This is a genomic window from Streptomyces sp. WZ-12, assembly GCF_028898845.1.
Lineage (GTDB): Bacteria > Actinomycetota > Actinomycetes > Streptomycetales > Streptomycetaceae > Streptomyces.
In genome coordinates this window covers 4,413,139-4,436,161 of the sequence record NZ_CP118574.1, presented here as the reverse complement: position 1 = coordinate 4,436,161, position 23,023 = coordinate 4,413,139, and the positions used below count along the sequence as shown (strand labels likewise).

Genomic DNA, 23,023 nt, shown 5'->3' with positions numbered 1-23,023 from the left:
GCCCCCGGCAAGCAGCCGGAGTTGTTGCGGGCCGACGGCAGCCCGGTGCGGGTGCTGGTCGTGGACGACGAGTCCTCGCTCGCGGACCTGCTGTCGCTGGCGCTGCGTTACGAGGGTTGGGACATCAAGGCGGAGGGCGACGGCGCGGGTGCGCTGCGGTGCGCCAGGAGTTGGCGGCCGGACGCGGTGGTGCTGGACGTGATGCTGCCGGACATGGACGGGCTGACCGTCCTCGGCCGGCTGCGGAACGAACTACCGGACGTTCCGGTGCTGTTCCTGACCGCCAAGGACGCGGTCGAGGACCGGATCGCCGGGCTGACGGCGGGCGGCGACGACTACGTCACCAAGCCGTTCAGCCTGGAAGAGGTGGTGGCACGGCTGCGCGGGCTGCTGCGTCGGGCGGGCGCGGCGGCGATGCGGAGCGAGTCGCTGCTGACCGTGGGCGACCTCATGCTGGACGAGGACAGTCACGAGGTGTGGCGGGACGGCCAGGACATCCATCTGACCGCCACCGAGTTCGAGTTGCTGCGCTATCTGATGCGGAACCCGCGGCGGGTGCTCAGCAAGACGCAGATCCTGGACCGGGTGTGGAGCTATGACTTCGGGGGGCAGGCCAATGTGGTCGAACTGTATATCTCGTATCTGCGGCGGAAGATCGACGCCGGTCGGGAGCCGATGATCCACACCCGGCGGGGTGCGGGCTATCTGATCAAGCCGGCCGGGTAGCGGTCGTGGGTTCGTCCCGTTCCGCGGGGCGCTCGGGTCGTCGGGGGCGGCGGCGCTGGACGCTGCGCACCCGGCTCGTGGTGTCGTCCGTGGCACTGATCGCCGTCGTGGGGGCGGTGATCAGCACGGTCACCGCGATTGCGCTGCACTCCTACCTCCAGGGGAAGTTGGACGCTCAGCTCTTCGACGCCATCGTCCGGGCGGAGCTGCCGCGGCCGCACGATCCGCAGCGGAACGAGGGGCTGGAGTTCGTGGCCATGCCCGGCCAGCCGTTCGGGTCGGTGGGCTCGCGGGTGGCGCCGGACGGCACGTTGGGCGCCGGCGCGCGGGTGAACCGTTCGCAGAGCCGGACGCCGTCGGAGCGGCTGACCTCGCTGAGCGGGGAGCAGCTCGCGGCGCTGGCCTCGGTGCCCCGGGACGCCAAGCCGCACACCCAGCACCTGCCGCGTCTCGGTTCGTACCGGGTGCAGTACGCCGGCGACGGCGCGCTGGTCTTCGGGATGCCGCTCAACGAAGTGAACGACACGGTGGGGCGGTTGGTGCTCATCGAGTGCTGTGTGACGGGTTCCGGGCTGGTGGCGGCCGGGATCGCGGGCTCGGCGATGGTCGGGATCGCGCTGCGCCCGCTGCGGCGGGTCGCCGCGACCGCGACCCGGGTCTCCGAACTCCCGCTGCACCAGGGCGAGGTGGCGCTGCACGTGCGCGTCCCGTTGGCGGAGGCCGACGCGCGTACGGAGGTGGGGCAGGTCGGCGCGGCGCTCAACCGGATGCTGGGGCACGTCGGTTCGGCGCTCTCGGCGCGGCAGGAGAGCGAGACGCGGGTGCGGCGGTTCGTCGCCGACGCCAGCCATGAGCTGCGGACGCCGCTGGCGTCGATACGCGGCTATGCCGAGCTGACCCGGCGCGGACAGGAGCGGCCCGGTCCGGAGACCCGGCACGCGCTGGGCCGGATCGAGTCCGAGGCGGAGCGGATGACCGGCCTGGTGGAGGACCTGTTGCTGCTCGCCCGGCTCGACTCCGGGCGCCCGCTGTCGTACGACACCGTGGACCTCGCGCCGCTGGTGGTGGACGCGTTGAGTGATGCCCGGGCGGCCGGCCCCGAGCACCGCTGGCGGCTCGAACTGCCGGAGGCGGACGCCCCCGTGCTGGTGCGCGGCGACGCCGACCGGCTCCAGCAGATCCTGGTCAATCTGCTGGCCAACGCCCGGACGCACACGCCGGAGGGGACGACGGTGACGGCCCGGGTGCGGGCCCGGGCCGCCCAACGGGCCGGGGGCGTCGTCCAGTTGGAGGTCCAGGACGACGGCCCCGGAATCCCCGGCGCGCTGCTGCCGCACGTCTTCGAGCGGTTCGCGCGGGGCGACGCGTCCCGTTCGCGGAGCGTGGGCGGCGGTAAGGGCGGCGGTAGCACGGGGCTGGGCCTGGCCATCGTGCAGGCGGTGGTGGCCGCGCACGACGGGACGGTCGAGGTGGCGAGCGCGCCGGGCCGGACGGTGTTCACGGTGACGCTGCCGGCTGCCGGGGAGGGCGTCAGCGGGGGTGTGCAGGGCGGCGGGGACGGTGCCCGGGCGACCGGTGCGCGGCCCGGTCCGCCGCCGTCTCACAGCCGGCGCACAGCCTCACCACACGGCGGTGACAGGCCAGTTGGCGAGCGTGGTGACCATGACGACGCCATCGCAGGCCCCGACGCCGCTGGGTTCCCTGCCGCCACGTGAGCATCTGCGTCCGGGCCAGATCGAGACCGTCCTCGATGTCGTGATCCCGGTCTACAACGAGGAGAACGACCTCGAACCCTGTGTGCGCCGGCTGCACGACCATCTCGTCCGCACCTTCCCGTACGGGTTCCGGATCACCATCGCGGACAACGCGAGCACCGACCGTACGCCCCGGATCGCGGCCCGGTTGGACGACGAGTTGGACCGCGTCACCGCCGTGCGGCTGGAGCAGAAGGGCCGCGGCCGGGCGCTGCGCACGGTGTGGTCGCATTCCGGGGCGCCGGTGCTCGCCTATATGGACGTCGATCTGTCCACCGACCTCAACGCGCTGCTGCCGCTGGTCGCCCCGTTGATCTCCGGGCACTCGGACCTGGCGATCGGCTCCCGGCTCAGCCGGAGCTCGCGGGTGGTGCGCGGCCCGAAGCGGGAGTTCATCTCGCGCACCTACAACCTCATCCTGCGCGGGTCGTTGGCGGCGCGGTTCTCCGATGCGCAGTGCGGCTTCAAGGCCATCCGGGGCGATGTCGCGGCCCGGCTGCTGCCGATGGTCGAGGACACCGGGTGGTTCTTCGACACCGAGATGCTGGTGTTGGCCGAGCGGGCCGGGCTGCGGATCCACGAGGTCCCGGTGGACTGGGTGGACGACCCCGACAGCACCGTCCACCTGGTCCGCACCGCGACCGACGACCTCAAGGGCGTCTGGCGGGTGGGGCGGGCGCTGGCGACCGGGACGCTGCCGCTGGACCGGCTCGCCCGGCCGTTCGGCGACGACCCCAGGGACCGGGAGCTGTCCGGGGTGCCGCGCGGGCTGGCCCGGCAGGTCCTCGGGTTCGCCGTCGTGGGGGCGCTGAGCACCCTGCTCTACCTCGGCCTCTACTCCCTCTTCCGGCTCGGGGTCGGCCCCCAACTGGCCAACGCCGCCGCCCTGTTGGTCTCCGCCCTGGTCAACACCTCCGCCAACCGGCGGCTGACGTTCGGGGTGCGGGGCCGGGAGCGGGCGGTCCGCCACCAGGCGCAGGGCCTGGTGGTCTTCGCCATCGGGCTGGCGCTGACCAGCGGGTCGCTGGCGGCCCTGGGCGCCGCCACCCGCCACCCCTCGCACACCAGCGAACTGACGGTGCTGGTGGCCGCCAACCTCGCGGCCACGGTGCTGCGCTTCCTGCTCTTCCGCGCCTGGGTGTTCCCGGAGCGGGAGCGGCGGGAGGCGGCGGCCCGCCCGACCGACGGCGCGGGTCCGGACCCGGCCGCCGGCCCGGCCGGCGCCGCGCACGACCGGAACGACCTCAGCAGGAGCGCTCGATGAGCACCCGCCCCCGCACGACGCACCAGGAGAGAACGATGGCCCCGAGGACGGCCGCGCACGACGCGCCGGACCCCGTATCGGAACCCGCGGCGGAGGGCGGGCCGCGCACCGGCCCGCCCGAGGCCCCCGACCGCACCCCGCCGCGCGGCCTCGTGCAGCGGATCGTGCGGGGCAGGCCCGAGGACCCGGGGTGGGCCCGGCCGGCGCTGCTCGCGCTGCTGGCGGTCACCGCGGTGCTGTACGTGTGGGACCTGTCGGCGTCCAAGTACGCCAACCAGTTCTACTCGGCCGCCGTCCAGGCGGGCAGCGTCAGTTGGAAGGCGTTCTTCTTCGGCTCCTCGGACGCGGCGAACTCCATCACCGTGGACAAGCCGCCGGCCTCGCTGTGGCCGATGGCGCTCTCGGTGCGGCTCTTCGGGCTGAACCCGTGGGCGGTGCTGGTGCCGCAGGCGCTGATGGGCGTCGCCGCGGTCGGGGTGCTGTACGCGACGGTGCGGCGGCGGTTCGGGGCGGCGGCGGGCCTGTTGTCGGCCGGCGCGCTGGCGATCACCCCGGTCGCGGCGCTGATGTTCCGCTACAACAACCCCGACGCGCTGCTGTGCCTGCTGATGGTCTGCGCGGTCGCCTGCGTGCTGCGCGCCCTGGAGGCGGGGCGGACCAAGTGGCTGCTGCTGGCCGGGCTCTGCTTCGGGCTGGGCTTTCTCACCAAGACCCTCCAGGCGTGGCTGATCCTGCCGGCGGTGGCCGTGGTCTACGCGTGCTGCGCGCCGGTCGCGCTGCGCAAGCGGGTGGGCCAACTGCTGCTGGCCGGGCTGGTGCTGGTGATCTCCGGCGGCTGGTGGGTGGCGATCGACGAGCTGCTGCCGGCGTCCGCGCGCCCCTATGTGGGCAGTTCGCAGACGAACAGCTTCCTGGACCTGACGTTCGGCTACAACGGGCTGGGGCGGATCTCCGGGAACGAGCGGGCCGGTGCCGCCGGCGGCGGTGGCCACCACGGGTCGGGCGGCTTCGGCGGTCACGGCCAGACCGGGCTCACCCGGCTGTTCTCCTCCGACATGGGCGGCCAGATCTCCTGGCTGCTGCCGGCCGCGCTGATCCTGCTGGTGGTGGCGGTGTGCGTGCTGTGGCGGGCGCGGCGCGCGGTGGCCGCCGAACAGGCCGCCCAGCGGGCGGAGTTCCTGGTGTGGGGCGGCGCGCTGCTGATGACCTTCACGATCTTCAGCTTCATGTCCGGGATCTTCCACCAGTACTACAACATCGCGCTCTCCCCGTACATCGCGGCGTTGGTCGGCATGGGGACGGTGCTGGTGTGGCGGCGCGGCGGCTGGCTGGCGCGGATCGTGCTGGCGGCGGTCGTCGGGACGACGGCGGTCTGGTCGTACGTCCTGCTGGCGCGGTCGCCGCACTGGCTGCCGTGGCTGAAGTGGGTGGTGCTGGTGGTCGGCCTCCTGGCGGCGCTGGGGCTCCTGTTGGCGGCCGGCGGCGTACGGGAGGGCGCGCCGGAGCGGCGGCGTCCGGCCGGCGCGGTGACCGCGGTCGCGGCCGGCCTCGGGCTGGCGGCGGCGCTGGCCGGCCCCCTCGCGTACACCCTGAACACCGTCAACACCGCCAAGGGCGGCGGGATGGTCCTCGCCGGCCCCGCGGTCCAGGGCGCCGGGGGCTTCCCCGGTGGCCTGGGAGGGATGCGCGGGCAGGGCGGCGCCAAGGGCGGGATGCCGGGCGGCGCCGCGGGCCGGCACGAGGGCGGCGCGGGTGCCGCCGGCGGGCAGGGCTTCCCGGGTGGCTTCCCCGGCGGGATGGCCGGCGCCGGGCACGGCGGGACGCACAAGGGCGGCATGGGCGAGGAGGCCACGGTGAGCGCGGCGGCCCAGCGCCTGGTGGAGCAGGACGCCGATCACTACACCTGGGCCGCGGCCGCCATCGGCTCGCAGAGCGCCGCCAGCTACCAACTGGCCACCCAGAAGCCGGTGATGCCGGTCGGTGGCTTCATGGGGAGCGACCCGTCGCCGACCCTCGCCCAGTTCCAGCGGTACGTGGCCGAGGGGAAGATCCACTACTTCATCGTCAGCGAGCGGGGCTTCCACGGCCTCGGCGGCGCGAAGGGCGCGGGCGGCGCCGACGGCAAGCGGGCCGGCGGCCCGGGGGCGCCCGGCGGGTTCGGGCAGAAGGGCCCCTCGTCGCAGATCAGTGCCTGGGTGGAGAAGACCTTCAAGAAGGTCACCGCCGGCGGTGCCACCTTCTACGACCTGACGCAGAAGAAGGCGTAGCGCCAACGGGGCGGCGGGACCCGCGGTTTGGGTCCGCTCCGCCCCGTCCTCCCCACCCGCCAGATGTACGGCGTATAAGAGTCCCTGTACGGTGTAAGTCACCCGCCTCGCACCGTACAGGGAGCTCGTATGTCCGCCGTGGCCCCGGACGCCACCGCCACCCCCCTCCAGCCACCGGGTCGGCCGGCCACCCGCTGGCTGATCCTGGCCGTCATCTGCGTCGCCCAGCTCACCGTTGTCCTCGACAACACCGTGCTGAACGTCGCCGTCCCGTCCCTCACCGGAGGGCTGGGCGCGAGCACCGCCGACGTCCAGTGGATGCTCAACGCCTATTCGCTGGTGCTCTCCGGGCTGCTGCTGATCGCCGGCAACTCCGCCGACCGCTACGGCCGCAAGAAGATGCTGGTCGTCGGCCTGGTGCTGTTCGGCCTCGCCTCGCTCGCCGCCAGCCTCGCCCAGGCCCCCGGCCAACTGATCGCCGCCCGCGCCGCGATGGGCGTCGGCGGCGCGCTGCTGGTGACCACCACCCTCGCCGTGGTGATGCAGGTCTTCGACGACACCGACCGCCCCAAGGCCATCGGCATCTGGAGCTCGGTGAACTCCCTCGGCTTCGCCGCCGGGCCGCTGATCGGCGGCGCGCTGCTGGACCACTTCTGGTGGGGTTCGCTGTTCCTGGTCAACCTCCCGGTCGCGGTGATAGCCGTGGTGGCCGTCGTCGCCCTGGTCCCGGAGTCCAAGACCCGCGGCGGTGAACGGCCGGACGTGCTCGGCGCGTTGCTGTCGATGATCGGCATGGTCGGGGTGGTCTACGCGATCATCTCCGGGCCGTCGGACGGCTGGCTGTCCGGCCGGGTGCTGGCCGCGGTCGGCGTCGGTGTGGTCGGCCTGGGGCTGTTCGCGCTCTGGGAGCTGCGCCACCCGAACCCCATGCTGGACATGCACTTCTTCAGCAACCGCCCCTTCATCGGCGCGGTCTCCGGCGGCATCCTGGTGGCCTTCGGGATGGGCGGCTCGATGTTCCTGCTCACCCAGCACATCCAACTGGTGCTCGGGTTCGGCCCGTTGGACGCCGGTCTGCGGATGGCGCCGCTCGCCCTCACCGTCGTGCTGATCAACTTCACCGGCCTGGGCGCCCGGCTGATGCCGCGCTTCGGCACCCCCGGGATGATCGTCACCGGGATGTCCCTGCTGGCCGGCGGGCTGGCGGCGATCTCGCTGCTGGGCGGCCGCAGTTACGGCGGCATGCTGTTCGGCCTGATCGTCATGGGCGTCGGGGTGTCCATCGCGATGCCGACGATGGCCAACGCCATCATGGCGGCGATCCCGCCCGCCAAGGCCGGCGTCGGCGCCGGAGTCAACGGCACCCTGATGGAGTTCGGCCAGGGGCTGGGCGTCGCGGTGCTCGGCGCGGTGCTCAACTCCCGCTTCGCCGCGCTGCTCCCGGTGGTCGCCGCCGGCGCCGGCTCGCTGCCGGCGGCGCTGGCCCGGACCCATACGGCCGAGGAGCGCACCGCCGTGCACGACGCCTTCGCCGCCGGCATCGGCACCAGTCAACTCGTCGGCGCGGCCGCGGTCTTCCTCGGCGGGCTGGTCGCCGCCGTGCTGCTGCGCCGGGCCGAGCGCGCGGGGACCGAGGCCGACGGCCGGGAGGAAGCCGTCGGGCAGGGCGCCGGCCCCAACCCGGCGCCCGCGCCGGCGGAATAGCATCGGTCCCGGGCGGGAAGCCGGTCACCGCACCGGCCCCCGCCCGGGCCCCGTAGGACCCGCACCACCCGCACCACCCAAGGAGGGGCGCCATGGCAGCAGCGACGAACGGGCGCGTCAAGCAGCGGCCGCACAGCGTCTGGCTGACCCAACGCCCCCCGCTGCGGCGGAAGGCGGAGCAGCCGGCCGGGCTCGACCTCGACCGGATCGTCGAAGCCACCGTCCGGCTGCTCGACGACGAGGGCCTGGCCAAGTTCTCCATGCGCCGCCTCGCCGCCGAGCTCGGCGTCACCGCGATGTCCCTCTACTGGTACGTCGACACCAAGGACGACCTGCTCGAACTCGCCGTGGACGCGGTCGCCGGCGAGCTGGTGCTGCCCGACGAGTCGGACGGCGCCGACTGGCGCGGCCAACTCCGGCTCCTGGCCACCTCCTACCGCGATGTGCTGCTGCGCCACGCCTGGGCGCCCCGGCTGCTCGGCGAGGTCCTCAACATCGGCCCGCACGCCACGGCCTTCTCCAACGCCACCCTGCGCGTGATGGCCCGCAGCGGCCTGGGCCCGGAGCACACCTCCGGGGCGCTGGCCTCGCTCTTCCAGTTCGTCTACGGCTTCGCGACCATCCGGTCCCTGCACGAGGCCCGCTGCCGGGCCGCCGGCATCGACCTGGACGCGCACTTCGCCCAGGTCGTCGACGCGATCTCGGACCGCCCCGAGTTCGCCGAGGCGCGGGCGCTCTCCACCCGCGCCGGCTACGCCACGGGCGACGTCAGCGCCGTGGAGTTGCTCGACCGCGACTTCGCCTTCGCCCTGGACCTCCAGATCGCGGGCATCGAGGCGATGCGCCGGCAGACGGCCGCGGGGCGGCCCGAGGGCCACTGACGAGGCGCGGCGCGAAACCCCAACTCCTCGCCACCGACGCACACTTCGCCCCTCCGATCGCCCGGAACGCCCCCTATTCAACCTGGCATGGCCATGGCACGATGCCTCATCGGTCCATGGATCCATCGGCCCATCGAATCGACGGCACCGCGCAATGCTCCCGGAGCGCCGACCGGTCCGGCCTCCGGGAGCCGTCGCGGGCGGGGGCGCACAAGGCCGCGCCCCCGCCCGCGGGCAGGTGCCCCACACCCCCCACGGAAGGCCATGCCATGCCCGGGAAAACCCTGGTGACCACGGCCGCGGCAGCGGTGGTCGTGGCACTCACGGCCCTCTCCCCGCTCACCCCGTCCGCCCTCGCCCACGCGCCGAGACACCCCCATGCGTCCGGCGAGCGCACCGTGGTCGTCTACCGCGTTCCCACCCACGACCGCGGCGACGCGAGGAAGTTGATCTCCGCCGGTTTCGACCTGATCGAGCGCCGCCAGGGCAACGACCTGTTCGTCATGGGCGATCCGGCCACCGCCAACGGGCTGCGCCGGCTCGGCTTCGCCCCCACGGCCGTCGAGACGACGCAACAGCCGGCGGCCCACGAGCCGCGCCCCACCCGTTCCCAGGGCGGCGTGGACGACACCTACGACGGCGGCTACCACACCGTCGACGCGCACTACGCCCACCTCGACCAAGTGGCCGCCCAGCACCCGGACATGGCCAAGGTTGTCACCTACGGCAAGAGCTGGCTCAAGGAGAAGGGGCGCGGCGGCCGCGACCTGAAGGCCATCTGCCTCACCAAGATGAAGGAGGGCGACTGCGCGCTCGACCCGAAGTCCGCCAAGCCGCGGTTCTTCCTGATGAGTCAGATCCACGCGCGCGAGCTGACCACCGGTGAGACGTCCTGGCGCTGGATCGACACCCTGACCAAGGACTACGGCAAGGACCCCAAGATCACCGCCCTGATGGACTCCACCGAGATGTGGGTCGTCCCGATCACCAACCCGGACGGCGTGGACATCGTCGCCCAGGGCGGCGACCACCCCGTCCTCCAGCGCAAGAACGCCGACGACGCGCAGGGCGAGTGCGGCGGGGACGGCCAGATCGGCGTGGACCTCAACCGCAACGCGGGCACCCACTGGGGCGGCGAGGGCACCTCCACCGAGCCGTGCAGCGAGATCTACCTCGGCCCGGGCGCCGACTCCGAGCCGGAGAACACCGCCCTGGAGGGCCTGTTCCGCAAGCTGTACCCGGCCGTGCGCACCGGCACCGGCGACACCGACCCGGCGCCGGCCACCGCCAAGGGCATGATGATCAGCCTCCACAGCGACGCGAGCATGGTCCTCTTCCCCTGGGAGTCCGACCACACCATCCACACCGGCAACGACGCCGCCCTGCGCGCGCTCGGCGGACAGCTCGGCAAGATCACCGGCTACAAGTCCGGACAGGCCGGCGAGATCCTCTACGACGCCTCCGGCGGCTCCGACGACTGGACGTACGACAAGCTGGGGCTGGCCAGCTTCACCATCGAGATCGGCGACAGCGACGGGCGCGGCTGCGACGGCTTCACCCCGGAGTACTCCTGCCAGGACAGCTACTTCTGGCCGAAGATGAAGCCCGCGCTCCTGTATGCCGCACAGCAGGCGGCGGCACCGTACAAGACGACGTCCCAGGGCCACTGACGACGCCCCAGGACGGCTGAGCCAACGACCACCCGCGCCGGGGCGCCCGGCGCGGGTGCGCGGCCGGGAGTTGCCAACGCCCGGAACGCCCCGCCCCCTCACACGGGCCACGCCCGGCCGGGATCATCCAGCCAGGCGAACTGCCCCCGCGCCGTCACCGTGAGCCCGAACCGCTCGTGCCCGGGCCGCCGTTGCCCCACCCACCAGCGGAACGCCGACTCCACCTCGTCCCACAACCGCCGTGGCCCCGACTGCCACACGCGTGCCGCGCCACCGTCTCGGAACCAGACACAGGCCCATGAGCGGTCGGCCAGCCCGTAGAACCACACGGGCCGCGCGCCGTCCCGTCGCTCCGCCACGACCTGGCAGCAGTCCGGAACCCGGAGCCCCAGCGCGAACGCCAGCGGATCGAACCGCCCCTCCGCCACGAACTCCGCCTCCCGCACGGTCGTGGACGTCTCGTCCCCGTCGGCCACGCTCCCCGTCACATACGCGGCGTGCCCCGGAAACGCGCTCCGCTGCCCCCGCAGCTTCATGAACTCGACCGGCCCCGTGAAGTGCCCGGACGCGCCCTCGCCCGCCGGCCCGACGACGAGGCGTGCCACCGCGTCACCATTGCCGAAACGCGTGCCCCAAGGGGCGACGATGACGCCGCCGGGTCGGCATTGCGTCACCCAGGAGAACGGCAGGACGCGGGCCCCACAGGTGGCGATCAGCCGGTCGTACGGCGCAGCCTCCGGACACCCCCGGAAACCGTCCCCGTGCACGACCCGGACCGCGACCCCGAGCCGTTCGGCCCTGGCCCGGGCCGCCCGCGCCAGGGCTTCGTCCACCTCCATCGTGACGACGAGCCCCGGCCCCGCCCGGTGTGCCATGAGCGCCGCGTTCCAACAGGTCGCGGTGCCGATCTCCAACACCCGGTGCCCCGGCCGGAGATCCAGATCCCGCAGCATCCGGAAGACGACGGACGGCATGGACGCGGAGCTGGTGGGCGTCGCTCCCGGCTCGGTACCGACCTGCTCGCCGTCGTCCCACTGCGTGACGAGGGGCACGTCGGCGTCCGCGTACCGGTGCCAGAGGTCCGGGTCGTGTGCCTTGGAGACCGCCACGCTCCGCCCGGCCGCCATGTCGAACGGCCACATCAGGTCCGGCAGGAAGGCGGCCCGCGGCACGGCGTCGAATGCGGGCACCCAGTCCGGCGCGAGCGCCCCGCCGGCGACGAGCGCGCGCCTCAACGCGACATGCCCGGTCCGCTCCCCGTACGGCTCGATGTTCCTGTTCACCGGTCAGCCGACCTTGGGCGGGTTGGGGACGCCGGGGCCGCCGTCCGGTGTGGGCGGCTGGTGAAGGCCGGGGTAGGGCTCCCCGGGGAGCTTGTCGCCTCCGGCGATACCGGGCGTTGCGTTCATGATGCGGTTCCCTTCTTCCGGTTGCTGCGGAGATTGTGGTGGAAGCCGAACGGCGCGGTGACATCGTCGAGTTGGTCCGTGCGCCCGCCCGTCCAGGCCACCCCTTGCCGGTCGATGTGCGTCCCGTCCTCGTGCGCGGCGCGGGCGCACGGCCTGGGGTTGTTGCTGCCCGCGGGCCGCGTCGCGCCGCAGAGGGGCGGGTGTGCCCGGCCCGCTTCCTCCTCGCTCATCTCACGCCGCCACGGGGACGCTGCCGGCCCCTGCGCCGACCTCGACGCCGTGGACCCGCGTCGGCCCGACGTCGATCCCGCGCACCGCCAGGTAGAGCGCCCAACGCCTTTCCGCCTGCGCCTTGTTGGCCGGATCGCCGCCGGCCGGGCAGTGCAGGGCGGCGAGCACGTAGGGGCGTACGGGGTCGGGCGGGTCGATGAGGGGCGCGTCGGCCGTGCACTCCGCGGCGTACGGGCTCTTGTGGCGCGGCAGGCGGCTCGGGCGCGGGGCGGCCGGGGCGTTGGCGGCGGGGCCGACGGCGGCCCCGGCCCGGTGCCGCCCGCTCGCCGGCAACAGCCGCGCCAGCACGCGCCGAACGAAGCCGATCACGACTTCGGCTCCTCGCGGGACAGCCGCGCCGGAACGGGCACGTCATCGTGGCGCGGGTGCCGACGTAACAGCACCCGGCAGTCCACCGCCCGGGCCCGATCGCGGGCCTCTTCGGCGGCGGCCAACTCGGAGCGAAGATGGGCGCACTCGGCGCAGGTATCTCCGCCGCGATCGTTGCCGTTGCGATGCTTGGTGTGGTTCTCGTAGTACGCCGGACCACGGTGGAGCTGTGTCGCTCGTGGATGCCGGCCGCCCATCTGCGCCGCATCGCCGTTGGCCGTCGCGGCCAACGGTGCCCAGGAGAACAGCACCTGTGTACCGTGCCGACCGAGGTGATACAGCTCCGGGTAACGCAGCTCATGGTCCGGCGACAGAGCACTGGGCCACCGGGTGATGACCACGGAGATCTCCCCGCGCTCGGCCAGTTCACGGACTTGACACCAGCCGGACCGCTTCTGCGGTACCGGCTCGCCGTACGGGTCGGTGATCTGCGTGACGACCCGCAAGTCGCGTTGGTCGGCGAAGCCGTGCCCCTCGGAGACTGCGCGCATCACTGCGAGACCGGAGGAGTCCTGACGGCGGTCCACGCAGATGTAGAGAACGGCCGAGGGACGTGAACTGGTGCTGGGTTCGGGCATCGTGAGCCTCCTTGTCAGGGCGTGATCGAGCCTCGCGCCGCAAGGGCTGTAGCGACCGTGACTGCTTGCCCGGCGGCGATGAACAGAAGCATTGCGACGGCGGTGACGCTGACAAAGGCCCAGCTGATTACCCAACTTGGGTACCATCACGGTTGGTGGCGAATCGACGACAATGCGTAGCCCTCATCGATCGGAGCCTGCCTGATGCCGAAGCCGGTCCGTCCACGCGAGCTTCCTGCCCGACTGCTGACCAACCCGGAGATGATCAACGCCTGTCGGGTAAGGGACTTCAGCAGGGTCTTCCGCCTGATGAAGAGGTACGCGGGTGTCTATCCATCGATGATCGCGCGCCTGTGTGATCTGACGCCGAGCCGTGTGGCTGAAGTGGTTGCCGGCCAACGCAGGTTGCGGCACATGGACGTGATCGAACGGGTTGCTGACGGGCTGCGTATCCCCGGGCATATGGTCGGGCTCGCCCGGCGCCCGTGGGAGACGTCCACACCCCTCGAAGCGGCAGAGCGAGAGCCAGAGCCCCAGGTGGCAGAACTGGAGCGGGCCAGTACGGCAGTTCTGCCGAGCCCCGAGGTGGACAGCATCCTCGCCTTGGCTTCGGGCGCGCCCCCGAGTCGTTCCACTCTGCATGCCCTGCGATCCTCGATCGAGGACTACTGGCGGCGAGACGATCAGCACGGCGGTGCGGCACTGCGGCCGGCAGTGATTGGCCAACTGCGTTATGTGGAAGGTCTCTTGCGGAGCAATCTGCCGAAGTCCGCCAAACATGAGATGTACGGAGTTGCAGCCGAACTCGCACACCTCACCGGTTGGCTGCACTTCGATGCCCGCCAATACAGCCAAGCGCGTGCCTATTTCACACAGTCTTTGGAACTGGCCAAGGAAATCGACGACAGGCGGTTCATGGCCAACGTTCTGGCTTGCATGAGTTTGCAAGCGACCTATCAACACAAGCCTGGGGACGCGTTAGCTCTGGTCAATGCGGCACAGGACGCGGCTTGCACGGCTAAGTCCGGTGTGACACCGCGAGTCCTCTCCATGCTGTCGATGCGGGAAGCGTTCGCGCATGCCACGGTCGGCAGTCGAACTGCCACTCATGCGGCGATCTCCGAAGCGCACCGGCAGTTCGAACGGATTGGCACGAGTGACCCCGACCCGGCGTGGGTGACCTACTTCGATGAGGCCAAGCTCCTCGTGGACACCGGGATTGCTCACGGTCGGCTCGGAGAAGCCTCGACCGCCGAACCCCTGATCGCAGAGGCCATGCGTCGGGAGAGCAGCTCCAATCGGCGCGGCCGCGCCTTCCATGGTTTCTGGTTGGCCCGCACGCAGCTGGATCTGGGGAAGTTGGAGCAGGCGTGCCACTCCGCCACCGGGGCTCTCGAATGCACATCTGCGGTGGCCTCCGAGCGACTGGCCGGCCATCTCAAGGAGTTCCACGGACAGTTGGCCGCCTACCGGCAGAAGCCAGCGGTGGTGGCGTTCGAGGCGCGCTTGAGGGAGGTTCTCTCCAGCTGACTTATCGGAGCGCTTCGTCCATGAGGAGGTATAGGAGCCCGACAAGGGAGCCGCTGCTCACGATCTCGTGGCGGTCGATCATGCCCCGGACGTCGGCGAGCGGGATCCATTCGATGCGGTCGGATTCGTTCTTCTCGGTGGGTGGCCCCACGTAGGTCGCCCTGTCGGCACGGAAGACGTGGTGCTGTGAATCCGTGATCCCGTTGGCCGGCTCCGCGTAGATGAGGGGCTTCATCGGTTCCGGGCGCCATCCGGTCTCCTCAAGAACCTCGCGGGATGCCGCTTGCTCGGGGGTCTCCCCTTCCTCTATGAGCCCCATGGGCAACTCCCATGCCCAGGTATCCGTGATGAAGCGGTGCCGCCACATCATCAGAACCTCACGTCTGTCATTGAGCACGGCGGCCACTGCCAGGTGTCGCAGCCTGACAACGTGGTGCTCCCAACGGCGTCCGTCGGGTTGCTGAACGTCCACGAGGCACAGGTTCACCCAGGGATTCGTGTAGATCTGCCGTTCGCCATGGGTTTTCCACTGCATGAACGCCGCCTCTCTCGCCTGGTGGCGTCCAGCATCTCAGACGAGGGTTGTGCCCTTCGTCGTGCTGCATCGGCTGCGGTCCCGGTGCGGTGCCCTGATGGGTAACTCGACAACTAGGCCGACTGTCTTGTCCGTTGCGCGCAGCAAAGCGTGACCCCGGACCGTTCGGGACGGTCCGGGGTCACAGGTGGGGCGTCGCAGCCCGGTTCGTTGGACGGGCGCCGGGCTGCGACGGTCGGTGGGTGGTCCCGCCCGGTCCCGGGCGGCCCGGAGGCCGCTTCGGAACGGGCGGTCATACCACCGGTGAACGGGTCACTTGGTGAAGGCCGCGGTGCCGTTCGGGGTGCCGAGGCCGGTCGGGCCGTCGTAGCCCTTGCCCGCCGTGCAGAGGTACGACGGGGAGCAGGTGCCGTTGGCGCCGCTGGTGACGTCGTTCAGTGCGGAGGCGTGGCTGTAGGGGTACGAGGCCGGGGTGTCGCCCGAACCCGGGGCGCCCGCCAGGGCGTAGACGCCGGCGATGAACGGGGAGGACGCGCTGGTGCCGCCGTAGACGTTCCAGCCGGTGGCCTGGTAGCTGTCGTAGACCGCGAGGCCGGTGGCCGGGTCGGCGACCGACGCGACGTCGGCGACGGTCCGCTTGGCGCAGCCGGTGTCCTTCTGCCAGGCCGGCTTGGCGTCGTACTGGGAGCAGCCGGAGCCGGCGCCGTTGCCGCCCGCGCTGGAGCCCCACACCGACTCGCTCCACCCGCGGGAGCTGCTGTCCTTCTTCAGCGAGGTGCCGCCGACCGCGGTGACGTACTGCGAGGCCGCCGGGTACTCCACGCCGTAGCCGCTGTCACCGGAGCTGACCGTGATCGCCACGCCCGGGTGCTTGAAGTACTGGGTGTCGGAGGCGGCGTCCGTGGAGTCCTCGCCGCCGCCGTAGCTGTTGGAGACGTACTTGGCGCCCATGGTGACCGCGCGGTTCACCGCGGCCCCCAGGTCGGGCATGTTGGCGCTGTTGGCCTCGACCAGCAGGATGTGGCAGGAGGGGCAGGCCGCGCTGACCATGTCGACGTCGAGCGAGATCTCGCCGGCCCAACCCGCGTCGGCCTTGGGGTACTTGGTGCCGCCGCTCTGGTCGACCTTCTTGAAGCAGCCGTTGGCGGTGGTGCAGTCCGGCAGGCCGTACTGCTTGCGGTAGGTCGCCAGGTCCTTCTCGGCGTTGGGGTCGTCGTAGGCGTCGACGATCGCGACCGTCTGGCCCGAACCGCCCGTCTTGGGCAGCTTGTAGGCGCTCTGCAGGTCGCTGGGGCCGAAGCCGGACGGGGTCGCGTGCGGGGCCAGGGACAGGCTCTGCTTGACGTCCGTACGGGCCACCGAGTTGCACGCCATGACGCCGGGCTTGGTCGGCTGGGCGCAGAGGCGGTGGGTGGGGACGGCGGCGGTACCGGACGCGGCGGGGGACGCGTGCGGGGCGGCCGGGGCCGGTGCGGCGCCCGCCGGAACGGCGGCGATCAGGCCGCCGACGACGAGGGTGGCCGCCGAGAGCAGGGCCGGGGCGCCCCGGCGCAGCAGTCCTCGGGAACGGTCCGCTCTGCCGTTGTCCGCCGTGCTCTGTCGCAGGGAAGGCAAGGGATTGACCTCCGTGGGGGAGAGGGGCCGGCGGCCGACGTGGTGCGACAGCCGGGTGGGGGGTGCCGGTGCGGTGCGGTGGTGCGGTCGTGCCGTGGTGCGGGTGGTGCCGGCGGCGGGTCCGTGGGGGGAGCCCGCCCGGGAGTTGCGCACCTGGACGTCCTGTCGCGCACATGACATCCCGTGCTGGGTCGTCATGGTGCGGGCGGGGCGTCCAGCCCCCCGTGGGGCATGAGGGCAACTCCGGTGGTGCGTCGCGCACGTGCACTCGGTTGGTGCCACCCCGGTCAGTGGTGGCTTCCTAGGAAGCTAGTGAACACACCGTCAAAGGGACACCGGGTTACGGCAAAGCCTTCCCCTGGTCCGGTGTCAACTCCCCTGTGGACAACGGCCCGTCACCGCGCCGGGCCGGCTACCTTGTGGACCATGGAGTGGGAAGAGGACGCGGTCGGCAACCTCGTCGCGCTGGGGCTGGCCCGGTATGAGGCGCGGGTCTACCTCGCCCTGGTCAAGCGCGAGTCGTTCACCGCCGCCGAGGTGGCCCGCGAGGCGGACGTGCCGCGCCAGCGGGTGTACGACGTGCTGGACGCCCTCGTCCGCCGCCGGTTGGCCAACGCGCACCCGGGCCGGGTGGCGACGTACTCGGCCGTCGCGCCCGAGCTGGCCGTCACCCGGCTGATGGTGCTGCAACGCGAGTCCCTGGAGCGGCTGGAGCGCGCCTCCGGCACCCTGGCCGCCGTCCTCCAGCCGCTGTGGGCCGACGGCCGCGGCCACTCCGATCCGCTCGACTACGTGGAGGTGCTGCGCGATCCCGCGGTGATCTCCGAGCGGTTCGCCGACATCCAACGGCAGGCCCGCCGCGAGCTGTTGAGCTTCTGCAAGCCGCCCTTCGTCGCACCGGCGGAGAACGCCGAGGGCATCAAGGCGGCCCGCCGGCTGCACCGCGCCGGCGGCACCATCCGGGCCATCTACACCTCCGGCGCCCTGGAAGACGCCGGCATGCTCGCCAACGTCCGCAGTTTCGCCGCCGCCGGCGAGGAGGCCCGCTTCACCGACGACCTGCCGCTCAAACTCGTCATCGCGGACGCCGCGTTGGTGCTCTGCGACATGCCCGACCCGGTCGCCGGCGCCGGCTCCACCACCGCCCTGGTCATCGAGCACCCCGCCCTCGCGGCCTGTCTACGACTGGCGTTCCTGGCGGTGTGGGAGGGCGCGGCGACGGCCCCGGAGCCGCGCGAAGCGCTGCGGCCGTAGCCGATCCCCGGCCGGGGGCCACCCGTCGCATTCCAGCCACTACCAAAGGGCGGCCCCGGCAGCGTGGTTGCCGCTGGGGCCGCCCTTTGGGCGTCACGCGCACGGGTGCACGTCAAGGCGTCGGGCAGGGGGCCGTCAAGGCGCCGAACCAGCTCTCGGGCGGCGAGCGGAACCCCAACCCACCGAACGGATCAGGCCATCGGCAGGCTCTCGCCCTGCACGGCCTGGATGTCCAGTTCGACCTTCAGGGTGGTGCCGATCGCCGCGATGCCGGCGGCCACCACCTGGTTGTAGTTCATCTTGAAGTCCTCGCGGTGCAGTTCGGCGGTGGCGCGGAACGCCGCGCGGACGCCGCCCCACGGGTCCGGGCCGGTGCCGAGGTAGCTCAGGTCGAGGTCGACGGGGCGGACCACGCCGCGCAGCGACAGTTCGCCGTGCACCGTCCAGCGGTCCGGGCCGGCCGGCGTCAGGCCGTTGCTGCGGTAGCTGATCTGCGGGTACACCTCGACGTCGAGGAAGTCGTCGTTGCGCAGGTGGCCGTCGCGCATGCCGTTGCCGGTGTCGATCGACGCGGCGTTGATGACCGCCTCCACGCGGGACTGCTCGACGTCCTCGGCGATCACGATCCGGCCGCTGAACTCGGTGAACCGGCCGTGCACGCTGGAGATCCCCAGGTGCTGGGCGACCGCGGCCACCGTGGAGTGCATCGGGTCGATGGTCCAGGGGCCGGGCGGCGGCAGTTCCACGCCGCCCTGGCGGGCCAGCACGATGGTGCCGACGTCCATCCGGCCGCTGGCCGTGACGATCGCGCTGGAGGCGACCGGTGCGTAGCCGACGGCGGTCACGATGACCGTGTAGGGGCCGGCGGGCAGCGGCTCCGCGCTGCGCACCGCACCGTCCGCGTCGGCGCCCGCGCGCAGCACCTGCGCGCCCGTCATGTCGGTGACGGTCAGCACGGCGTGCTGTACCGCCCAGCCGTCCCGCGTGCGGACCTGCGCCCGTACGCCCGCAGCTCCCGCGCCCGTCGAAGTCATGTAGGTGCCTCTCCCGTTCAGTGCCGGTACGTGCCGCTGCGTTGCGGTCCGTACCGTTCCTGTCCGTGCCTGTGTCCGTGTGAGCTCCCCCGACTGCCGCCGGGGGCCGGGCCGTTGACCCGGGTGCGCCACCGCGTCCGGCCCCGGTGTCTGCCGTTCCCCGGCCGGTCGGTGGTGGGGTCGGACCCCGGCGGCGGCCTGCAGGCCGTCCCCTGCCTGTGCGCAGCGCCGCCGCCGGAGTCCTGGGGTCCGGGCCGGGGCGCGTCTCCGCTCAACGCGCGCCCCGGTCCGGGGTCTTCCGCCCGGGCCGCCGCTCTCGCGCGGCCCGGGCCGGGGATCAGTCCCCGGGGTGGGCGAGCTGGACGTCGTAGCCGTCCACCCCGCTGGCGTCGACGACCAGGCCGGCGGCGATCGGCGGGTAGCCGCTCGCGATGACCGTGTAGTCGCCGGCGTCCAGGTCGGTGAAGGCGTAGGCGCCGTCGTCGCCGGTGGTGGAGGTGGCCACCACGTTGCCCGCCGCGTCGACCAGGGTGACCCGGGCGTCGGCCAGCGGGGCGCGGTTGGCCCCGGCCCGCACGACGCCCTGCACCCGGGCGCCGGACAGCAGCTCGATCTCGGTACGGGTGGTGCCCTGGCCGCCGACCTCGACCGGCTGCGCGGTGGGCCGGAAGGCGGCCGCGTTGACCGCGACCGTGTAGGTGCCGGGGGCCAGTTCACCGAAGGAGAAGTCGCCCTCGGGGGAGGTCTGCCCGGTGGCCAGCACCTCGCCGCGGACGTCGGTGACCACGACCATCGCGCCGCTCACCGGCTCGCCGGTGACCGCGCTGCGCACCTGGCCGAGCAGTCCGCTGGTGCCGCTGAGCAGGATGTCGAAGCCGTGCGGCGCCTCGCCGACGACGACCGTGGACGCCTGCGGCTGGTGGCCGTCGGCCGCCGCGATCAGCACGTAGGAGCCGGCGCCGGGGGCCTGGAGTGCGTACGAGCCGTTGGCCTGGGCGACCGAGCGGCCCAACTGCCGTCCGCTGAGCGAGATCAGCGTGACCGCGGAGCGGGGCACCGGGTGGCCGTCGCCGTTGCGGACGAAGCCGTGGATCGAGGGGCCGCCCGGGAGGGCGTCACCGCCGCCGGCGGACGCGAACGCCGCCAGGGGCTGGGCCGCCGGGGCGGACTTCGCCCACGAGGGGGTGTGCAGTCCGTCGTCGTCGGATATGGACGGGGCGGCGCCGACCAGGGCCGGTTCGCGCTCCTCGACCGGGGCGACGGGCGCCTGGGCGGACGAGGCGAACGGGGCCGGCGCTTGGGCGGCCGCGGGGGACTGGGCCGTGTCGCCTTCGCCGTCAGCGGCGAGGGCGCGCTCCGTACCGGACTTGCTGCGCAAGGCGACCTCCTTGATGAACAGGGTGAGGATCAGGGCGAGGAGGGCGCACGGGGCGGCGTAGAGGAAGACATCGCCGACGCCGTGTCCGTACGCGTCCTCCATGATCGACCGGATCGGGGCCGGCAGCGTCGACAGGTCGGGAATGCCCTCGCTGCTGCCGCCACCGTGGCTCGCCGCCGCGGCGGCCTTGGGCCCGAGGGCCGTCAGACCGTCGGTCACGTAGTGCGTGACCCGGTTGGCGAGCGCCGCGCCGAGCGCCGAGACGCCCACCGCACCACCGAGGGTACGGAAGAACGTCACCAACGAGCTGGCGGATCCGATGTCTTGGGGCGCGACCTGGTTCTGGGTCGCCAGGACCAGGTTCTGCATCATCATGCCGACGCCCAGGCCCATCAGCGCCATGTAGATCGCCGAGTGCCAGTACGGGGTGTCCGCGCGCAGCGTGCCCAGCAGGCCGAGACCGGCGGTGAGCAGCACGCCACCGCTGACGAGGAAGATCTTCCAGCGCCCGGTGCGGGTGATGATCTGGCCGGAGACCATCGACGACAGGAACAGGCCCATCACCATCGGGATGGTCATGACGCCGGACATCGTCGGGGTCTTGCCGTGCGCCAACTGGAAGTACTGCGAGAAGAAGACCGTGCCGCTGTACATCGAGACGCCGACGAACAGCGAGGCGAGGGCGGCCAGCGTGATCGTCTTGTTCCGGAACAACCGCAGCGGGATCAGCGGCTGTTCGACCTTGGTCTCCACGAACACGAAGACCAGGGCGAGCACGAGCGCGCCGCCGATCATCGCGAAGGTCTGCCAGGAGATCCAGTCGTAGTTCTTGCCGGCCAGCGTGACCCACACCAGCAGCAGGGTGACCGCGGCGGCGATGAAGAACGAGCCGGCCCAGTCGACCTTGACGCCCTTGCGCTTGACCACCGGCAGCTTCAGCGTCTTCTGGAGCACGATCAGCGCGATCACCGCGAACGGCACGCCGACGTAGAAGCACCAGCGCCAGCCGAGCCAGCTCGTGTCCGTGATGACGCCGCCGAGCAGCGGTCCGCCGACGGTCGCGACGGCGAAGGTCGCACCCAGGTAACCGCTGTAACGCCCGCGCTCCCGCGGGGAGATCATCGCGGCCATCACGATCTGCGCCAGCGCGGACAGGCCACCCACGCCGATGCCCTGCACCACACGGCAGGCGATCAGCATCCCGGTGTTCTGCGACAGCCCGGCGACCACCGAGCCGCCGACGTAGATGATCAGCGCGATCTGGACGAGCGCCTTCTTGCTGAACAGGTCGGAGAGCTTGCCCCACAGCGGCGTGGTCGCCGTCATGGCCAGCAGCGAGGCGGTGACGACCCAGGTGTAGGCGCTCTGCCCGCCGCCCAGGTCGTGGATGATGTGCGGCAGCGCGTTGGAGACGATCGTCGACGACAGGATGGCGACGAACATGCCGAGCAGCAGCCCGGACAGCGCCTCCATTATCTGACGGTGCGTCATAGGGCCGTCATGGGAAGCGCCGTGGCCGCCCCCATGCTTGGCATGCCCGCCCCGCACACCGGCTGGTGAGGTCGTAGCCATGTGGTTCCTTACTTCCTTTACTTCGCTTCTCATCCGGCTGCGGGGGCGCGGGTGGTGGAGGGGGGTTCGTGATGTGCCCGGGTGCGGCAGTCGCCGAAGCTCGTGCGGAGCCTGGTGAGCAGCTCGATGAGGTGCCCGACGTCGGTGTCGGTCCAGTCGTCCAAATACCGGGCGAGCGTCTGCGTGTAGCGCTCGGAGAGCTCCGCCAGGAGCTCCCTGCCCTTCGGGGTCAGTCGCAGCAGCCGTGACCGCTTGTCCGCCGGATCGGGCTTCCGCTCGATCCAGCCGCGCTCAGCGACGTGCGCGACGTGCCGGCTGGTCACCGACATGTCGATCGCGAGCAGCTCGGCCAACTGGCTCATCCGCATCTCGCCGTGCCGGTCGAGGAGCGTGAGCACCCCGGCCGACGCCGGCGGGCAGTCCTGGGGCAGGATCCGCCCCATTTCCCGCTTGACGGCCCCGACGGCGCTGAGTTGCCGGGCCAGCTCTTCGTACTGACTGTGAGCGGCCACCGGCTCCTCCACGCCTCTTCTTCACCTGCGCAACCTTCGCGGTGTTTTGTTGCTTGGGGCAACCATAGGCAAAGTTGGTTGCTGAAGGCAAACGATTTCGCGCCCGTCGGGGCATAGGAAACGCAAAGTCTGAGCCACCTGTGAGTCAATAAAATCGCCTTGCGGCGTAAAGGTGCTGGTCAATGCGGTAGGCGACCATCCGTCACCGCTCCTGCACCCTTTGCGCCACCCTGCCCCCCGGCGCCCACCCCTACCCTCACGCCCCGTACACCCCACTCGTACGTTCCGTAAGCGCCGCAACTCCGCCCCGTGATCGGCGACTTGGCGCTCCGTGAGCGCGGCCACCGTTCCTCTTCTCACCGCCCGCGCACGCGCGCGCAGGATACGCGCCCCAGGGGTGCTCCCCGGGCCGGGGTTCGCTAGGGTCCTTCCCCATGGCGACCAACCCGCAGCACCCTGCCGACGGCAACTTCGACCCGGCGGGCAGCACGCAGATGTTCCAAGCCTTCGTCAACGAGGGCGGCACCCCGCAGCCGGGCGCCCGCCGCGCCCCCGCGCCCCAGCAGGCGGCCGCCGGCCCGCGCGTCGGCCTGATCGTCGGCGTGGTCGTCGCCCTCGTGGTGGTGGCCGTCGCGGCCTGGCTGGCACTGGGCTGACGGGCCGCTAGGGCCGGGGCGTCGG

The 23,023-nt window shown here is 72.0% G+C and carries 20 protein-coding genes; 10 read left to right on the top strand and 10 right to left on the bottom strand.

Going from position 1 to position 23,023, the window contains the following annotated elements:
- Window positions 1–24: 24 nt before the first annotated feature.
- The 7 genes from PV796_RS18965 (at window position 25) to PV796_RS18935 (ending at window position 10,266) form a co-directional block, all read left to right on the top strand.
- On the top strand, window positions 25–726 hold the full coding sequence (locus tag PV796_RS18965) for a response regulator transcription factor (protein ID WP_274919123.1): 702 nt from the start codon (window positions 25–27) through the stop codon (window positions 724–726).
- 80 nt (window positions 727–806) lie between these two features.
- Window positions 807–2,441: a sensor histidine kinase gene (locus PV796_RS18960; protein WP_274919122.1), complete on the top strand. Its 1,635-nt coding sequence runs from the start codon at window positions 807–809 to the stop codon at window positions 2,439–2,441.
- Window positions 2,389–3,744 (top strand): bifunctional glycosyltransferase family 2/GtrA family protein, encoded by a 1,356-nt coding sequence (locus PV796_RS18955; RefSeq protein WP_274914485.1) that lies wholly within the window; start codon window positions 2,389–2,391, stop codon window positions 3,742–3,744. Before PV796_RS18960 ends, PV796_RS18955 begins: the two co-directional genes overlap by 53 nt.
- A 35-nt stretch (window positions 3,745–3,779) precedes the next feature.
- Window positions 3,780–6,011: an ArnT family glycosyltransferase gene (locus tag PV796_RS18950; RefSeq protein WP_274914484.1), complete on the top strand. Its 2,232-nt coding sequence runs from the start codon at window positions 3,780–3,782 to the stop codon at window positions 6,009–6,011.
- 129 nt (window positions 6,012–6,140) lie between these two features.
- Window positions 6,141–7,715, top strand: coding sequence for an MFS transporter (locus PV796_RS18945; protein WP_274914483.1), 1,575 nt, complete (start codon window positions 6,141–6,143; stop codon window positions 7,713–7,715).
- Window positions 7,716–7,807: 92 nt separating this feature from the next.
- Window positions 7,808–8,596 (top strand): TetR/AcrR family transcriptional regulator, encoded by a 789-nt coding sequence (locus PV796_RS18940; RefSeq protein WP_274914482.1) that lies wholly within the window; start codon window positions 7,808–7,810, stop codon window positions 8,594–8,596.
- Between the two features lie 269 nt (window positions 8,597–8,865).
- Window positions 8,866–10,266, top strand: a complete 1,401-nt coding sequence (locus tag PV796_RS18935) for a M14 family zinc carboxypeptidase (RefSeq protein ID WP_274914481.1) — start codon at window positions 8,866–8,868, stop codon at window positions 10,264–10,266.
- Window positions 10,267–10,364: 98 nt separating this feature from the next.
- Here the strand turns inward: PV796_RS18935 and PV796_RS18930 are convergent, their stop codons facing one another.
- From PV796_RS18930 to PV796_RS18910, 5 genes are read right to left on the bottom strand one after another with little or no spacing between them, the layout of a single operon-like run.
- The gene (locus tag PV796_RS18930) at window positions 10,365–11,549 is read right to left on the bottom strand and encodes a protein-L-isoaspartate(D-aspartate) O-methyltransferase (protein WP_274914480.1); all 1,185 of its coding nucleotides are present in this window, start codon (window positions 11,547–11,549) and stop codon (window positions 10,365–10,367) included.
- A 3-nt stretch (window positions 11,550–11,552) separates the two neighbouring features.
- Window positions 11,553–11,675: a hypothetical protein gene (locus tag PV796_RS18925; protein ID WP_274914479.1), complete on the bottom strand. Its 123-nt coding sequence runs from the start codon at window positions 11,673–11,675 to the stop codon at window positions 11,553–11,555.
- Window positions 11,672–11,905 carry a hypothetical protein gene (locus tag PV796_RS18920; RefSeq protein WP_274914478.1) on the bottom strand — a complete coding sequence of 78 codons (234 nt, stop codon included), beginning with the start codon at window positions 11,903–11,905 and terminating at the stop codon, window positions 11,672–11,674. The genes PV796_RS18925 and PV796_RS18920 overlap by 4 nt, the downstream gene beginning before the upstream one ends.
- A gap of 1 nt (window position 11,906) precedes the next feature.
- Complete coding sequence (locus PV796_RS18915) at window positions 11,907–12,275, bottom strand: hypothetical protein (protein WP_274914477.1); 369 nt, start codon at window positions 12,273–12,275, stop codon at window positions 11,907–11,909.
- Window positions 12,272–12,913: a hypothetical protein gene (locus tag PV796_RS18910; RefSeq protein ID WP_274914476.1), complete on the bottom strand. Its 642-nt coding sequence runs from the start codon at window positions 12,911–12,913 to the stop codon at window positions 12,272–12,274. Before PV796_RS18910 ends, PV796_RS18915 begins: the two co-directional genes overlap by 4 nt.
- A gap of 204 nt (window positions 12,914–13,117) precedes the next feature.
- On the opposite strand from PV796_RS18910, the gene PV796_RS18905 reads away from it, so the two are divergent.
- Window positions 13,118–14,443, top strand: a complete 1,326-nt coding sequence (locus PV796_RS18905; protein WP_274914475.1) for a hypothetical protein — start codon at window positions 13,118–13,120, stop codon at window positions 14,441–14,443.
- Between the two features lies 1 nt (window position 14,444).
- On the opposite strand, the gene PV796_RS18900 is transcribed toward PV796_RS18905, so the two are convergent.
- Complete coding sequence (locus PV796_RS18900) at window positions 14,445–14,978, bottom strand: NUDIX hydrolase (RefSeq protein WP_274914474.1); 534 nt, start codon at window positions 14,976–14,978, stop codon at window positions 14,445–14,447.
- A 312-nt stretch (window positions 14,979–15,290) separates the two neighbouring features.
- Complete coding sequence (locus PV796_RS18895) at window positions 15,291–16,592, bottom strand: S53 family peptidase (RefSeq protein WP_274919121.1); 1,302 nt, start codon at window positions 16,590–16,592, stop codon at window positions 15,291–15,293.
- A gap of 426 nt (window positions 16,593–17,018) precedes the next feature.
- Between PV796_RS18895 and PV796_RS18890 the strand changes: the two genes are divergently transcribed.
- The gene (locus tag PV796_RS18890) at window positions 17,019–17,846 is read left to right on the top strand and encodes a TrmB family transcriptional regulator (RefSeq protein ID WP_274914473.1); all 828 of its coding nucleotides are present in this window, start codon (window positions 17,019–17,021) and stop codon (window positions 17,844–17,846) included.
- Between the two features lie 191 nt (window positions 17,847–18,037).
- Here the strand turns inward: PV796_RS18890 and PV796_RS18885 are convergent, their stop codons facing one another.
- The 3 genes from PV796_RS18885 to PV796_RS18875 form a co-directional block, all read right to left on the bottom strand.
- Window positions 18,038–18,880: a YceI family protein gene (locus PV796_RS18885; protein WP_274914472.1), complete on the bottom strand. Its 843-nt coding sequence runs from the start codon at window positions 18,878–18,880 to the stop codon at window positions 18,038–18,040.
- 337 nt (window positions 18,881–19,217) lie between these two features.
- Window positions 19,218–21,830, bottom strand: coding sequence for an MFS transporter (locus tag PV796_RS18880; RefSeq protein ID WP_274914471.1), 2,613 nt, complete (start codon window positions 21,828–21,830; stop codon window positions 19,218–19,220).
- 29 nt (window positions 21,831–21,859) lie between these two features.
- The gene (locus tag PV796_RS18875) at window positions 21,860–22,342 is read right to left on the bottom strand and encodes a MarR family winged helix-turn-helix transcriptional regulator (protein ID WP_274914470.1); all 483 of its coding nucleotides are present in this window, start codon (window positions 22,340–22,342) and stop codon (window positions 21,860–21,862) included.
- A 434-nt stretch (window positions 22,343–22,776) separates the two neighbouring features.
- On the opposite strand from PV796_RS18875, the gene PV796_RS18870 reads away from it, so the two are divergent.
- On the top strand, window positions 22,777–22,998 hold the full coding sequence (locus tag PV796_RS18870; protein WP_274914469.1) for a hypothetical protein: 222 nt from the start codon (window positions 22,777–22,779) through the stop codon (window positions 22,996–22,998).
- The last annotated feature ends 25 nt before the right edge of the window (window positions 22,999–23,023 follow it).